Annotated in this window: 12 protein-coding genes; 7 read left to right on the forward strand and 5 right to left on the reverse strand. The window is 72.8% G+C overall.

Annotation, left to right across the window (positions count from 1 at the left end; translation table 11 throughout):
• Positions 1-53 precede the first annotated feature (53 nt).
• From BLS21_RS04825 to BLS21_RS04835, 3 genes are all read left to right on the forward strand, one after another.
• Complete coding sequence (locus tag BLS21_RS04825; RefSeq protein ID WP_091214535.1) at positions 54-374, forward strand: putative quinol monooxygenase; 321 nt, start codon at positions 54-56, stop codon at positions 372-374.
• Between the two features lie 71 nt (positions 375-445).
• Positions 446-1,351, forward strand: a complete 906-nt coding sequence (locus tag BLS21_RS04830) for an SCO6745 family protein (RefSeq protein ID WP_091214538.1) — start codon at positions 446-448, stop codon at positions 1,349-1,351.
• A 115-nt stretch (positions 1,352-1,466) separates the two neighbouring features.
• The gene (locus tag BLS21_RS04835; RefSeq protein ID WP_091214540.1) at positions 1,467-2,489 is read left to right on the forward strand and encodes an adenosine deaminase; all 1,023 of its coding nucleotides are present in this window, start codon (positions 1,467-1,469) and stop codon (positions 2,487-2,489) included.
• A 135-nt stretch (positions 2,490-2,624) separates the two neighbouring features.
• Here BLS21_RS04835 and BLS21_RS04840 read toward each other — a convergent pair whose 3' ends face one another.
• Positions 2,625-3,512: an AraC family transcriptional regulator gene (locus BLS21_RS04840; RefSeq protein WP_091214543.1), complete on the reverse strand. Its 888-nt coding sequence runs from the start codon at positions 3,510-3,512 to the stop codon at positions 2,625-2,627.
• 196 nt (positions 3,513-3,708) lie between these two features.
• Between BLS21_RS04840 and BLS21_RS04845 the strand changes: the two genes are divergently transcribed.
• Together BLS21_RS04845 and BLS21_RS04850 are read left to right on the forward strand one after the other, a co-directional pair.
• Positions 3,709-4,524 carry an alpha/beta fold hydrolase gene (locus BLS21_RS04845; RefSeq protein ID WP_091214546.1) on the forward strand — a complete coding sequence of 272 codons (816 nt, stop codon included), beginning with the start codon at positions 3,709-3,711 and terminating at the stop codon, positions 4,522-4,524.
• A 101-nt stretch (positions 4,525-4,625) separates the two neighbouring features.
• Entirely contained in the window at positions 4,626-6,125 is a 1,500-nt protein-coding gene (locus BLS21_RS04850; protein ID WP_091214548.1) for a flavin-containing monooxygenase, read from the forward strand.
• A gap of 133 nt (positions 6,126-6,258) precedes the next feature.
• Here BLS21_RS04850 and BLS21_RS24990 read toward each other — a convergent pair whose 3' ends face one another.
• Together BLS21_RS24990 and BLS21_RS04855 are read right to left on the reverse strand one after the other, a co-directional pair.
• Positions 6,259-6,399, reverse strand: coding sequence for a hypothetical protein (locus tag BLS21_RS24990; protein WP_175479421.1), 141 nt, complete (start codon positions 6,397-6,399; stop codon positions 6,259-6,261).
• A 164-nt stretch (positions 6,400-6,563) separates the two neighbouring features.
• A complete protein-coding gene (locus BLS21_RS04855; protein WP_091214551.1) occupies positions 6,564-8,510 on the reverse strand; it encodes an acyl-CoA dehydrogenase family protein in 1,947 nt (648 codons plus the stop codon).
• Positions 8,511-8,796: 286 nt separating this feature from the next.
• On the opposite strand from BLS21_RS04855, the gene BLS21_RS04860 reads away from it, so the two are divergent.
• The gene (locus BLS21_RS04860) at positions 8,797-9,096 is read left to right on the forward strand and encodes an antibiotic biosynthesis monooxygenase family protein (protein ID WP_091214553.1); all 300 of its coding nucleotides are present in this window, start codon (positions 8,797-8,799) and stop codon (positions 9,094-9,096) included.
• A gap of 58 nt (positions 9,097-9,154) precedes the next feature.
• On the opposite strand, the gene BLS21_RS04865 is transcribed toward BLS21_RS04860, so the two are convergent.
• Both BLS21_RS04865 and BLS21_RS04870 read right to left on the reverse strand, forming a co-directional pair.
• Positions 9,155-10,258, reverse strand: a complete 1,104-nt coding sequence (locus tag BLS21_RS04865; RefSeq protein WP_091215117.1) for a lysophospholipid acyltransferase family protein — start codon at positions 10,256-10,258, stop codon at positions 9,155-9,157.
• A gap of 1 nt (position 10,259) precedes the next feature.
• On the reverse strand, positions 10,260-11,129 hold the full coding sequence (locus tag BLS21_RS04870) for a patatin-like phospholipase family protein (protein WP_091214556.1): 870 nt from the start codon (positions 11,127-11,129) through the stop codon (positions 10,260-10,262).
• A 203-nt stretch (positions 11,130-11,332) separates the two neighbouring features.
• Between BLS21_RS04870 and BLS21_RS04875 the strand changes: the two genes are divergently transcribed.
• Positions 11,333-12,811, forward strand: a complete 1,479-nt coding sequence (locus BLS21_RS04875; RefSeq protein ID WP_091214558.1) for an amidase — start codon at positions 11,333-11,335, stop codon at positions 12,809-12,811.
• Positions 12,812-12,986: the final 175 nt, after the last annotated feature.

Genomic DNA, 12,986 nt, shown 5'->3' on the forward strand with positions numbered 1-12,986 from the left:
GGTCGACCACCTCTCGCCCTGCCAGCGGCCACCGGATCCCTCGGAGGTGACCCGTGCCCACTCCCACTGATGATCGGCGCGACCTGCTCACCGTCATCGCCTCCATGCGTGCGGCCCCTGGCAAGCGGGACGAGCTGCGCGCGGCGCTGGAGGCGCTGGTCGAGCCCACCAGCAGGGAGCAGGGGTACGTCAACTACGACCTGCACCAGAGCATCGAGGACCCCGACCGCTTCTTCTTCTACGAGAACTGGGAGTCCGGCACCGACCTGGACGCCCACCTGGACGCGCCGCACCTCCGCGACTTCGCCGCCCGGATCCCCGAGCTGCTCGACGACAGCGGGCTGTCGGTCAACCGCGTGCGCCGCATCGCCTGACCGGCAGCCCGGGCGGCGAGCCCGGCGCTGGGCGCATGGTCGCGCCCGGCTGGACAGGGCACCATCCCGGCGTGGACTTCGCCCAGGCGCAGCAGGTCTTCCTCGCTCCCCCGGACTCCGAACGGCCTCCTGCCGGGGTCCCCGACACCCCCGCCCGCAGGCTGCGCGACGCCGCGGAGCCGATCGCGACCATCAGCATCTGGGGCCGGCAGCTCAACGAGCGGCTGTCCGCCCTGGGGCTGGACTTCCTCACCGGCTACGTCTGGGCGCGAGCCGCGCCGATGGGCGAGCCGACCGCTCCCGTGGTCGTCGCGGCCTTCGGCGTCTTCGAGCCGGGGCTCGTCACCGGGCTCTACGCGGAGGCGCGCAGCAGGGCCAGCCGCGACGCCGTGCTCGCCGCACGTGAGCGGGGAGCGGTGGAGTCCCTGCGCGCACTGCTCCCGGACGCCGACGTGACGGACGCGGCCGCTGCGCTGCGCCGCGGCACCGACGTCGCCGCGCGGCACCTGGTCGGCCGCCCGCTCTTCGCCGGCCTCGTGTCGCTGCCCTGGCCGGAGGACCCCCTCGGCCAGCTCTGGCACGCCGCGGTGATGCTGCGCGAGTACCGGGGGGACGTCCACCTGGCCGCCGGCGTCGCCGCGGACCTCACCGGCGTGCAGATGAACCTGATGACCGAGTACTGGGTCGGCTGGGCGCACACCGAGTACGCGGGCACCCGCGGTTGGTCGGCCGAGGCGATGGCCGAGGCGGACGCCGACCTCGTGCGGCGCGGGCTGGTCGCCGACGGGGCGCTGACCGAGCGGGGACGGCGGCTGCGCGACGGCATCGAGCAGCAGACCGAGGCCGCACTCGCGCCGGTCCTGGACGCGATCGGCCCCGAGCTGCCGACGCTCACCCGGCAGCTCGACGAGTGGTCGGCGGCGATCGTCACCGGCGGCGCGGCTCCGCCCGACGTCTACAAGCGGATCAGCGGCTGATCCGCGGCACCCGGCGCCGCCGCGCTGGAGGACGGCCCGGCGCGCCGGGGTCGACCGGCATCCGGGCAGACGGCGACCGTGGTGCGCCGGGTCCCGTCCCGCTACGTTCCCGGCCATGGCGCCGTCGAGCAGGCCGGATGCGGTGGCCGACCCGGCGCCGCTGCCCACCGCCGAGCTGCACCTGCACATCGAGGGCACGCTGGAGCCCGAGCTGGCGTTGTCGCTGGCCGCCCGCAACCGCGTGCCGCTGCGCTTCGCCGGCCTGGACGAGCTGCGGCGCGCCTACGACTTCCGCGACCTGCAGTCCTTCCTCGACCTGTACTACGAGCTCACCGCCGTCCTCCGGCAGCCGCAGGACTACACCGACCTCGCTGAGGCCTACCTGGCCCGGGCGGCCGCGCAGGGGGTGCGGCACGCCGAGGTGTTCTTCGACCCGCAGGCACACCTGGCCCGCGGGGTCCCGCTCGAGGCCGTCCTGGAAGGCCTGGACGAGGCGTGCCGCGGCGGCGAGGAGCGGCACGGGGTCACCGTTCGACTGATCGCCTGCTTCCTCCGCGACCGCGATCCGGCCGAGGCCGAGAAACTGCTGCCGCGACTGCTGCCGTACCGCGACCTGGTGATCGGCGTCGGACTCGACAGCGCGGAACTCGGCCGGCCACCCGAGCTGTTCGAGCGGGTCTTCGCCCGTGCCGCCGACGAGGGCCTGCGCCGCGTGGCGCACGCCGGTGAGGAGGGCCCGCCCGACTACGTCCGGTCGGCGCTGGACAGGCTCGGGGTGGAGCGGATCGACCACGGCATCCGCAGCCTGGAGGACGACGCGTTGGTGGCCCGGCTGCGTGAGGAACAGGTGCCGCTGACCGTGTGCCCGCTGTCCAACGTGGCCCTGCGCTGCGTCCACCGGCTCGTCGAGCACCCGCTGCGCCGGATGCTCGACGAGGGCCTGGTCGCCACGGTCAACTCCGACGACCCGGCCTACTTCGGCGGCTACCTCCACGACAACGTCGTCGCCGCCTCGCGCGCCCTGGGACTCACCCCCGAGCACCGGCGCCGGCTGGCCGAGAACAGCTTCCGCGCGAGCTTCCTGCCCGAGGCGGACAAGGCGCAGCACCTGGCCGCCCTGGCGGCGAGCCGGCCCTGACGGCGTCGCCCTCGTGGTGCACGTGGCGGACCCGCCGCCCTCTCCTGCCCCCTGAGGTGGGTCACCACTCGGGCCGTGCACGCTCCTCGATCCGTCCTGCGCCCCACTCGCCCGCTCGCGAGCTCGCACGAGCCCTCACCGCTGTCGGCTCCGGTACCGGCCCGGCGTGACGCCGACCCGCTTCTTGAACTCGCGGGTCAGGTGCGGCTGATCGGCGAAACCGCAGTTCGCTGCGATGTCGAGGAGGGAGGTACCGGTGCGTTCCAGCAGTGTGCGGGCGCGCTCCACACGCTGCTGCAGGACGAATGCGTGCGGGGTCGTGCCGATCGTCGTGCGGAACTTTCGGGTGAAGTGGAAGCGGCTCAGCCCGGCGACGGCGGCGAGGTCGTCCAGGGAGATGGTCTCGGCGAGGTGGTCGTGGATGTAGTCGCGGACCTCACGGTCCTGCGCGAAGGTGAGCCCGTCGGAGCCGCCGGTCTCCCGGAAGAGGACGTGCGCGTGATTGCGCAGGAGCTGCACGGCGAGCTGGCAGGACAGCGAGTCGACCATCAGCTTGCTGCCGGCGGCGCCCTGGGCGGCTTCCCGGGCGATCTGCATGACGGTGCGGTGGATCGCCGGGTCGCCGGCCTTGACGGTGTCGTGCAGCTCGATGTCGTCCACGTCCCGCTCGTACATCTGGCGACACGTCGCGGCGAGCTCGGCGTGGGTCAGGTAGACGTGCACGACCTCGATGTCCCGGGGCCACACCCAGTGGGATCCGGCGGCGCGGGTGAGCAGCGAGACGTCGCCCGGGCGCAGGTCCTCGGCCGCCCAGCTCGCGCGCACGCACCGGCGCATCGGGGTGGTGCCCCGCCGGTAGGCGACGATCGTGTAGTCGCGCAGTGGCGGCACGACGACGTCCGACGGCCCGTAGCGGTACCCGCGGACCGACAACCCGTCCCAGCCGACGTCGGGACTGTGGACGGTCAGCCGTCCGGGCACCCAGGCCGGCAGCTGGTCGGGGGCTATCAACTGCTGCGCCATGGTGGGCCTCCCGGTCCGCCCGGCATCGACGCCGACGACCTGCTCAGAGAGTAGGTCCGGGAACGCAGGTCACGACAGTCGCCGATCCGCTGCCCCGTCGGGCAGCCGACGTGCGGCCCGCTCCCCCGCACGTTCCTTCAAACCGGGCCACCCGGGCTTCAAGCCCTGGCCGGGGATCGAGGGGCATGGTCGTGGCATGCCCCTCACCCGCGTCCGTACCGGTGTCGGCCTGCACCACGAGATCACCGGGGAGGGAGAGCCGCTCCTGATGGTCATGGGGACGTCGGGGGCGATCGGGCTGTGGGCGGAGGCGGTCCCGCGCCTCGCCGAGCGGTTCCGGGTCATCGCCTTCGACAACCGAGGACTCGGCGGCAGCGAACGCGGCGAGGGACCCATCACCGCAGCGTCCATGGCCGAGGACGCGTCGGCCCTGCTGGAGGCCCTGGAGGTGCCGAAGGCGCACGTCCTCGGCTGGTCGCTCGGCTCGGCGGTGGCCCAGGAGATGGCGCTCGCCCACCCGCAGCAGGTCGCCACAGCCGTCCTCTACGCCACGTGGGGCCGCTGCGACGGCTTCCAGCGCAGCGTCTTCACCGCCCTGCGGCACCCCTACGCGACCCGCGACATGGAGGCAGCGCTGACGGCCGCCGGACTCGCCTTCTCACCGCAGATCCTCGACCACCCCGACTTCCTGCAGCTCCTGGAACCGATGGCGCCCTTCTTCCCGCAGGACGAGGAGCAGATGGCGGTCACGACGGAGCAGTGGGACGCGGACCTGGCACACGACACGCTCGACCGGCTCGGCGGCATCACCGCGCCCACCCTGGTCGTCGTGGGTGAGCAGGACCTGCTCACCCCACCGTGGCAGGCCGAGGCGGTGGCCGACCGGATCCCCGGCGCTCGCTACGAACTGCTCACCGGGCCCGGCTCGAGCCACTGCCTGCACCTGGAACGGCCGGAGGACCTGGTGGGCGTCGTCAACGACTTCCTCACCGAGCACCCCCTCGAGGACTGACAGCCGCCCCGTCCGGCGACGCAGACGCCCACCGCCGAGATCGAGGGCACCCATCCAGCAGTGGACCCGCTCCGCACGAGCACGACACAGAAGGGGAACCCATGGACACCGAGGTCTACGAGGTCGCCATCCTGGGAGCCGGCCTGGCCGGGCTGGGCATGGGCATGAAGCTCAAGATGGCCGGCGAGGAGTCCTTCGTCATCCTGGAGAAGGAGGACCGCGTCGGCGGCACCTGGCGGGACAACAGCTATCCCGGCGCCAGCTGCGACGTGCAGTCACACCTCTACTGGTTCTCCTTCGACGACCAGCCGGACTGGAGCCGGGTCTTCGCCCTGCAGCCGGAGATCCAGGCCAACATCGAGCGGCTGGTCGCCCGGCGCGGCCTGAACCACCACATCCGGCTGAACGCCGAGGTGACCGAGGCGGTGTGGCTGGAGGACAGCGGGCACTGGCTCATCACCACCCTCACCGGAGAGCAGGTGCGGTCGCGGGCGTTCGTGGCGGCGTGGGGGCAGCTGAACCGGCCCAGCTTCAAGGGCATCGAGGGCCGGGAGCACTTCGACGGCATCTCGTGGCACTCGGCGAGGTGGCGGCACGACGTCGACCTGACGGGCAAGCGGGTGGCCAGCATCGGCAACGGCGCCAGCGCCGTCCAGTTCATCCCCGAGGTCGCCGAGGTCGCCGGGCACCTGTCGGTGTTCCAGCGGACGCCGAACTACTGCGTCCCCCGGCTGGACCGCCCCTACACCGAGGAGGAGCGGCGGATGTTCCTCGAGGACCCGGCCAAGCTGCGGGAGAGCCGCGACGGGTTCTACTGGGAGCACGAGGGCTGGATCGGGGCGATGAAGCTGGAGGACAACCCGGTCGCCCAGGAGTTCACCCGGCTCGCCCGAGAACACCTGGAGTCCCAGGTCCCCGACCCCGAGCTGCGCGAGAAGCTCTGGCCGAAGTACCCGATCGGCTGCAAGCGGCTGCTGATCGCCGACACCTTCTACCCGGCGCTCATGCGCGACAACGTCGACCTGGTCACCGAGCGGATCGACCGCATCGAGGCCGCCGGGGTCCGGACGGCCGACGGCCGGCTGCACGAGATGGACGTGATCATCTACGCCACCGGTTTCGAGACGCTGTCGTTCATCGGCCACGTCGAGATCATCGGCCGCTCCCCGAGGAGCTGGCCGCCGCGACGCGGCGAGGGCGTCTCACTCCGGGATGCATGGCGGGAGGCTCCAGAGGCCTACCTCGGGATGACCGTGTCCGGGTTCCCCAACCTCTTCATCCTGTACGGCCCGAACACCAACCTCGGCCACAACTCGATCATCGCGATGCTCGAGTGCCAGTTCGACTACGTGCTCAAGGCCGTTCAGGCCGCCCAGCAGAAGGGTGCTGCACTGGACCTGAAGCCCGAGGTGCTCGAGCACTACAACGCGCAGTTGCAGGACGAGCTCCGGAACAGCTCCTTCGCCGGGAACTGCAACAGCTGGTACAAGACGCCGGACGGCCGCATCACGAACAACTGGTCCGGCAGCGTCGAGGACTACCGGGCGCGCACCGCCGACCTCGACCTCAGCGACTACGAACTGGTGCCCGCAACCGCCTGACCGGGAGCCGTGCCGCTCGGTCCGGCACTCCCGGAACCGAGCGGCACGGCCCCGGCGTGGACGACGGCGTCCGGCGTGGTCCTGGTACGCGTCGGCGGGCCCCACCTCCGCCCGTGCGCAGAGCTGTCAGGTGTCAGTCCTCGAACAGCTCCCCGAGAGCGCCGTCGATGAACTCCTGGTCCTCCGGGTTGAACGGAGCCAGGTGTCCTCGGATCGTCGGGATGGGGCGGGATTCCGCGCCCGGGATGTGTTCGGCCTCGTACCCGCCGTCCACCGGCGGGGAGTACGAGTCCGTCCCGGGACGGCCAGGCACTCCGGGAGGTCGTGGCCGCCGGACGGCGTGCGGCCGAGGGACCGTGGACGTCGGCTCCTGACTCTGTCGGCGGCGGAGAACAGGCGCCGAGGCCCCGGGGCTCACCGCCCAGGCGTGAGGCTCCGCTACTGCGCGGCCGCGGTCTCCACCTCCGGCGTGGTCCCGGCCCGCTCGTCCTCGAACTGCTCGGCCGCCGGCTGTGTGCGCAGCGGCATCATGGGGCCATCGCCCGCCGGGTCGAGCACGTCCTGCTCGAACCACCCGTAGCGGCCGCTCAGCACCTGCTGGGCCACCTCGTACTGCGCCGCGTCGTCGTTGGCCCACAGCTCCGTGAACAGCCGGTCGGCCCGACGCCGGGCCTGGCAGCAGAACAGGTCGGCCAGCTCGAAGGCCTCCTGCCTGCGTCGGGGGTCCCCGCGCGCGACGGTGTCCGCGTAGACGCACGCGCACGCCATGGCGTAGAGCTCTGCGCCGATGTCGACGATCCGGCCGAGCAGGTGGCCCTTCTGCTCGAGGCGCGCCTGGTAGCGGGCCATCGCGTAGAAGGTCGACCGCGCGACCTTGCGCGAGTGGCGCTCGACGTAGCGCAGGTGTCCGGCCAGGTCCCCGAACTCGGAGAAGGAGCGTGGACGCTGGCCGGCGCCCGTCATCAGCGTCGGGAACCACGAGGCGTAGAAAGCGGCGGCCCTCGCGGCGGCCCTCGCCCTGCCGGCCAGGCCGGAGTCGCCGAACACCACGTCGCCCGCGACCTTCAGGTGCCGGTCGACCGCCTCACGGGCGATCAGCAGGTGCATGATCTCCGTCGAGCCCTCGAAGATGCGGTTGATGCGCATGTCGCGCAGCATCTGCTCGGCCGGCACCGGCTTCTCGCCGCGTCGGGCGAGGGACTCGGCGGTCTCGTAGGCGCGGCCGCCGCGGATCTGGACCATCTCGTCCACGGCGATCCAGCCGAGCTCCGACCCGTAGAGCTTCGCGAGCGCGGCCTCGATGCGGATGTCGTTGCGCTTGTCGTCGGCCAGGCGACTCGACACGTCGAGCATCGCCTCCAGGCCGAAGGCGGTGCCCGTCAGCCAGGCGAGCTTCTGCGCGATCGCGTCGTGCTCGCCGATGGGCTTGCCCCACTGCGTGCGCTCGGCCGCCCACTCGCGTGCGATCTTCAGCGAGTACTTGACCGCCGACAGGCAGAACGCCGGCAGCGACAGGCGGCCGGTGTTGAGCGTGGTGAGCGCGATCCGCAGACCCTTGCCCTCGCCGCCGACGACGTCCGAGTTCGGGACGAAGACGTCGTCGAAGCGCGTCACCGAGTTCTCGATGCCCCTGAGCCCCATGAACTCGTTGCGGTGCTCGACGGTGATGCCGTCCCGGTGGTACGGGCAGATGAAGGCGGTGATGCCGCCCGGGTGGCCGTCTGACTTCGGGACGACGGCCATGACCACCACGACGTCGGCGATCGCGCCGTTGGTCGCCCACAACTTCGTGCCGCTGATCCGGTAACCCGTGCCGTCCTCGGTCGGGATCGCGGTCGTGCTCATGCGCGCTGGGTCGGAGCCGACGTCCGGCTCGGTGAGCAGGAACGCCGAGACGTGGTCCTCGGCGAGCTTGGGCAGCCACTCGCGCTTCTGCTCCTCCGAGCCGAACAGACGCAGCGGCTCGGGGAGGCCGATCGACTGGTGCGCGGACAGCAAGGTCGAGATCGACGAGTGCCACGTCCCCGCCATGGCGAGCGCCTTGTTGTAGTGGACCTGACTCAGCCCCAGCCCGCCGTACTCCTCGGGGATCTTCATGCCGAGGGCGCCGAGGTCCGCGAGGCCCCGGATGACGTCCGCGGGGATCCTCGCCTCGCGCTCGATCCGCTGCCGGTCGACGCGCTCCGTGAGGAAGACGCGGAGGCGCTCGAGGAATGCCTCCCCCTTCCTGACCTGGGCCTGATCGAGCTCGGGCTGCGGGTGGATCAGGTCCAGGCGGAACCTGCCGAGGAAGAGCTCCTTGCCGAACGACGGCCTGGTCCACTCCGTCTCGCGGCTGGCCTCGGCGACCTGCTTCGACTGCTCGTACGACGGACTCGACGCCATGAGTGAGGATCGCCCGCCACCTTCCCGCCCGGCAACAGGCGACGGCGCAGCGCAGAACCGCCCCGAGGCCGTGGCCATCGCGGTCGTGGCGCGCTGCTCCGCGGGCCTGTACCCGCTGCCGACGCCCGGCCCCCCTACGCCGCGGCGAGGACGGGGCGGCGCGGCGGCGTCGGTCGCACGTGGGCAGGTGGCGCGCTGTGCCCCGGCCGCCCGTCCGGCGGGTGCGGCGGGACGACCGACGGACGAGACTGACCGATCAGGCGACCGTCCAGCAGGGGAGTTCTCGATGATGACCGTGGTGACGACCACCCGGCTGCGTCCGGGCGGGGAGGACGAGTGGGACGCGGCCGTGCGGAACCGGTTCGAGTCCGCGCAGGACCGGCCGGGTTGGGTCTCGGGACAGCTGCTCACCCCGACGGAGGAACCCCACACACGGGTCATCGTCGGCACCTGGCAGAGCCGGGACGACTGGGAGGCCTGGCACCACGACCCCGCGTTCCTCGAACAGCGGTCGACGCTCGAGCGGCTCGAGGAGCAGAGCCGGACGGAGTGGTTCGAGGTCGTCGCGGACGCACGTCACCGCTGACCCGCCCGGTCCCCCCGGCCCCCGGTGGAGGACTCCGGGCGGACGCCACCAGCGCCGACTACGACGGCTCGCTCCCGGTCGCGCCGGCCACGTCGGGGCTCCGCGGCACACCGGCCCTCCGCACGCCGCGCGCCGGCTGAGCCGCGGCGGAGGTCGTGGTGATCCAGGCGTCGATCGTCTCCCACCAGTGGTACAGCCAGTCGGTCAGCTGCGCCTCGTCCCGCGGCACCTCGGCGGCCGGGATGAACCACCAGCGCAGGTGCAGGGTCTTGTCCATGGGCAGGCTCCGCCACAGGTCGCGGACCGTGCTCAGGTGTTCCAGTCCGGTGTGCGCGACGAGGACGACGTCGGCGTGCGGGGCTGACTGCAGCGCCGCGACGACGCCACCTGGACGCGGCGGCAGCAGGTGCCGCATCGCCTCGGCCCGGCGCACCGCGGACACCAGCCCACGGTCGCGCAGTCGCTGGAGAGCCCGGACCTTGCGCCGCGGGGTGAAGTTGGCACCCTCGGGGAAGATCAGCAGCGCGTCCTCCTCCCCCAGGTCGCGGGCGAGGTCGGCGATGGCCTCCTCCGAGGTGTACCCCACCGCAGGGTCCGACGAGACGAAGTGGTTGGGCAGCCGGTTGAGGTAGACGTCGATCAACGGGTCCAGCTGCAGCACGTCCTTGAGCACGATCCGCGGCTGGCGCAGGTGGTCGCGGTTCATCAGCGTGTGCACGAGCAGGAACGAGTCGCCCGGACCGGCGTGCCGGGAGAGCACGACCATGGCGTTGGTCGACCCGGGCACCCCGTCGTCCAGCGGCGACCAGGACTCGCCGTCGGTGACCAGCCGCAGGGCGAACAGCCGCTGCGCCGCCCGCATCAGGGCGTCGAGCAGCAGGCGCAGCACGGTGTAGTGCGCCTGCCGGAACGCCGGGGTCCGAACGCGGCGGCCGAAGCCGCTGGCCACCCACAGCACCGCCGCGGCGACGAGCCCGGCGACCTCCAGCCCGAGGTACACCAGGCCGAAGCACAGCAGCCGCAGCGCGCGCAGCCGCCCGGGCAGGAACACCGAGGCGAGCACCGCGACCACCGCGAGCACGGGCAGCAGGACGACGGCGACCACCAGCGCGCCGACGAGCAGCGGACCGGCGACCCGGCGCACGCGGCGTGGGGGCAGCACCTCAGACCGCCCCGTCCCGGGACGCGGCGATCCGGCCGAGGTGCTCGCGGGCGGCGGCGTGCGCACGCTCGATCCGGGCGGGCACGGCGGAGAAGTCGCGGTAGCGCAGGTTGCCGGCGCCGGGCGGAGCCGGGTCCCCCGCGGGCAGCACGTGCACCGTGACGCCCGGCGGCAGCGCGGCGAGGTCGGCGGCGAACCGGTGCCGGCGGGCGATCTCGAAGGCGACCGCGGCCACCTCCCACGGCCGGGCCGGCGGGCGCAGCGGACGGTCGATCCGCCCGACGTGCAGCACGTAGACCGTGTCGGCGCCGAGCGCGACCGCCCGGCCCACGGGGATGCTGTGCACCAGTCCTCCGTCCAGGTAGTGCTCGCCGTCGATCTCCACCGGCGGCAGCAGCCCGGGGACGGCGCAGGAGGCGAGCACCGCGTCGACCAGGTCGCCGTCGGTGAACCAGTGCTCGGCGGCCCGCTCGATGCTGGCCGCGACGCACTGGAAGGGAACGCGCAGCTCGGCGAAGGTCCGCACCGGCAGGTGGGCCTCGAGCAGGTCCCGCAGGGGCTCGCGCGGGTGCAGGTGGGTGCGGGTCCGCGCCAGGGTGCCCAGACGGCCCAGCGCGGATCCGGCGAAGACCCGCCGGGAGGCCACCTCCCCCCACACGGCGCGCAACCGGTCGACCGCGCCCGGGGTGGGGTCTGCGGCGACGAGCGCCCCGTTGATCGCGCCCACCGACGTGCCCACGACCAGGTCGGGGCGCACGCCGTGCTCGAGCAGCGCCTGCAGCATCCCCACCTCGGCCGCGCCGAGCACTCCCCCGCCACCGAGGACGAATGCCGTGCTGCCCCGCCCGGCAGGCACCCGCGGCGAGGCCATGGCCGCATCGTGCCACCCACGGCAGGACGGGAGCAGCCCGACGGGGCGCCCGCTCCCGGCAGCCGGAGAGTGCGCGGGCGTCCGCGAGGCGGTGGACCGACGGCTCCGGCCTCGTCGACCGGCGCCCGGACCTTGTCGCGGCCGACGAGGCTCGGCAGACTCCGGCCCCTCGACGTGCCGAGACGACGAGGGGGCGGACGACGATGTCCGACGACCTTGCCTACGCCACCGCCACCGAGCTGGCTGCCCGCATCCGACGCCGTGACCTCTCCCCCGTCGAGGTCGTCGACGCCGTCATCGCCCGCATCGAGGCGCGGAACCCCAGCCTGAACGCACTCGTCTTCACCGCGTTCGACGAGGCTCGCGAGCAGGCGCGGAGGGCCGAGCAGGCGGTCACGTCCGGCGAGGCGCTCGGCCCGTTGCACGGGGTCCCGACCGCCATCAAGGACCTGTTCGACTTCAAGCCCGGATGGCCGGCGACGTTCGGCGGGATACGCGCGCTGAGGGACTTCAGCGTCCCCGCCTACTGCACGTACGCGGAGAGGATGGAGGCCGCCGGCGCCGTTCTGGTCGGCAAGACCAACAGCCCCGTCATGGGGTTCCGCGGGACGTGTGACAACTACCTGTTCGGCCCCTCGCGCAACCCCTTCGACACGACGAAGAACACCGGCGGCTCCTCCGGCGGGAGCGCTGCCGCCGTCGCGGACGGGTTGCTGCCCCTGGCCGAGGGCACCGACGGCGGTGGCTCCATCCGCATCCCCGCCTCCTGGTGCGGCCTGTACGGCTACAAGGCCTCCTTCGGCCGCGTGCCCTACACGGCGCGGCCGAACGCCTTCGGCTCGATCAACCCGTTCCTGTTCGAGGGGGCGTTGACCCGCACCGTGGACGACGCCGCCCTCGCCCTCGACGTGCTCGCCGGTTACGACGACCGGGACCCCTTCGCCCTCGACGACCCCGCCTCCTTCGCGGGAGCCACGCGCCGGTCGATCAGTGGCTGGCGGATCGCCTTCACCCCCGACTTCGGCGTCTACCCGGTCGACCACCGGGTCACCGCCGTCGTGGAGCGAGCAGTGCGGGCGTTCGAGGACGCGGGCGCCACCGTCGAGCAGGTCGACCTCACCTTCGACCACGACCAGCGCGAGCTGAGCGACCTGTGGTGCCGTCTGATCATGCCGCTCAACATCGAGGGCCTCGAGGGACTCACGGCGCAGGGCATCGACCTGCTCGGCGAACACCGGGACGACTTCCCCCCGGAGTACCTGCGCTGGGTCGACGAGGGCTACCGGCTGAGCGCGCAGGACGTGCTCAGCGACCAGCGGAAGCGCACCTCCGTCTACGACCGGATCCAGCAGGTGCTGCGCTCCCACGACCTCCTGGTCACCCCGACCCTCGCGGCACTGCCCGTCGACAACGCCGACGACGGCAACACGGTCGGCCCGAGGAACATCGAGGGCGTGGACGTCGACCCGCTCATCGGCTGGTGCCTCACCTACGTCGTCAACTTCTCCGGCCATCCGGCCGCCTCGGTCCCCGCCGGGGACGTCGACGGGCTGCCGGTCGGCATGCAGCTGATCGGCCGCCGCTACGGCGACGCCGACGTGCTCGCCGCGAGCGCGGCCTACGAACGCCTCCGGCCCTGGCACGACGCCTACGCCCGCTGCGCCCACCGTCCGCTCGCGTGATCCGCCGCGCTGGAGTGCCCGACACCTCGTAGGCGCCCACCAGGAGGCGTCGCGACCACCGGGATCCGTCCGACCGTCCGAGGTCTCGGGCTCGCTGAGCCAGCGGCGACTCGAGCTCGCCCGGCGGACCCCTCGGGGTCGCCCCCGGGTCGAGCACCACCACGCCCACTCGTCA

Source organism: Geodermatophilus siccatus, assembly GCF_900103785.1.
Classification (GTDB): domain Bacteria; phylum Actinomycetota; class Actinomycetes; order Mycobacteriales; family Geodermatophilaceae; genus Geodermatophilus; species Geodermatophilus siccatus.

Excerpts from the sequence above, each read along its gene's own strand:
- BLS21_RS04845 (WP_091214546.1), top strand. The coding sequence starts at position 3,709 with ATGCCCCTCACCCGCGTCCGTACCGGTGTCGGCCTGCACCACGAGATC.
- BLS21_RS04840 (WP_091214543.1), bottom strand. The coding sequence starts at position 3,512 with ATGGCGCAGCAGTTGATAGCCCCCGACCAGCTGCCGGCCTGGGTGCCC.
- BLS21_RS04835 (WP_091214540.1), top strand. The coding sequence starts at position 1,467 with ATGGCGCCGTCGAGCAGGCCGGATGCGGTGGCCGACCCGGCGCCGCTG.
- BLS21_RS04855 (WP_091214551.1), bottom strand. The coding sequence starts at position 8,510 with ATGGCGTCGAGTCCGTCGTACGAGCAGTCGAAGCAGGTCGCCGAGGCC.
- BLS21_RS04870 (WP_091214556.1), bottom strand. The coding sequence starts at position 11,129 with ATGGCCTCGCCGCGGGTGCCTGCCGGGCGGGGCAGCACGGCATTCGTC.
- BLS21_RS04860 (WP_091214553.1), top strand. The coding sequence starts at position 8,797 with ATGATGACCGTGGTGACGACCACCCGGCTGCGTCCGGGCGGGGAGGAC.
- BLS21_RS04875 (WP_091214558.1), top strand. The coding sequence starts at position 11,333 with ATGTCCGACGACCTTGCCTACGCCACCGCCACCGAGCTGGCTGCCCGC.
- BLS21_RS04850 (WP_091214548.1), top strand. The coding sequence starts at position 4,626 with ATGGACACCGAGGTCTACGAGGTCGCCATCCTGGGAGCCGGCCTGGCC.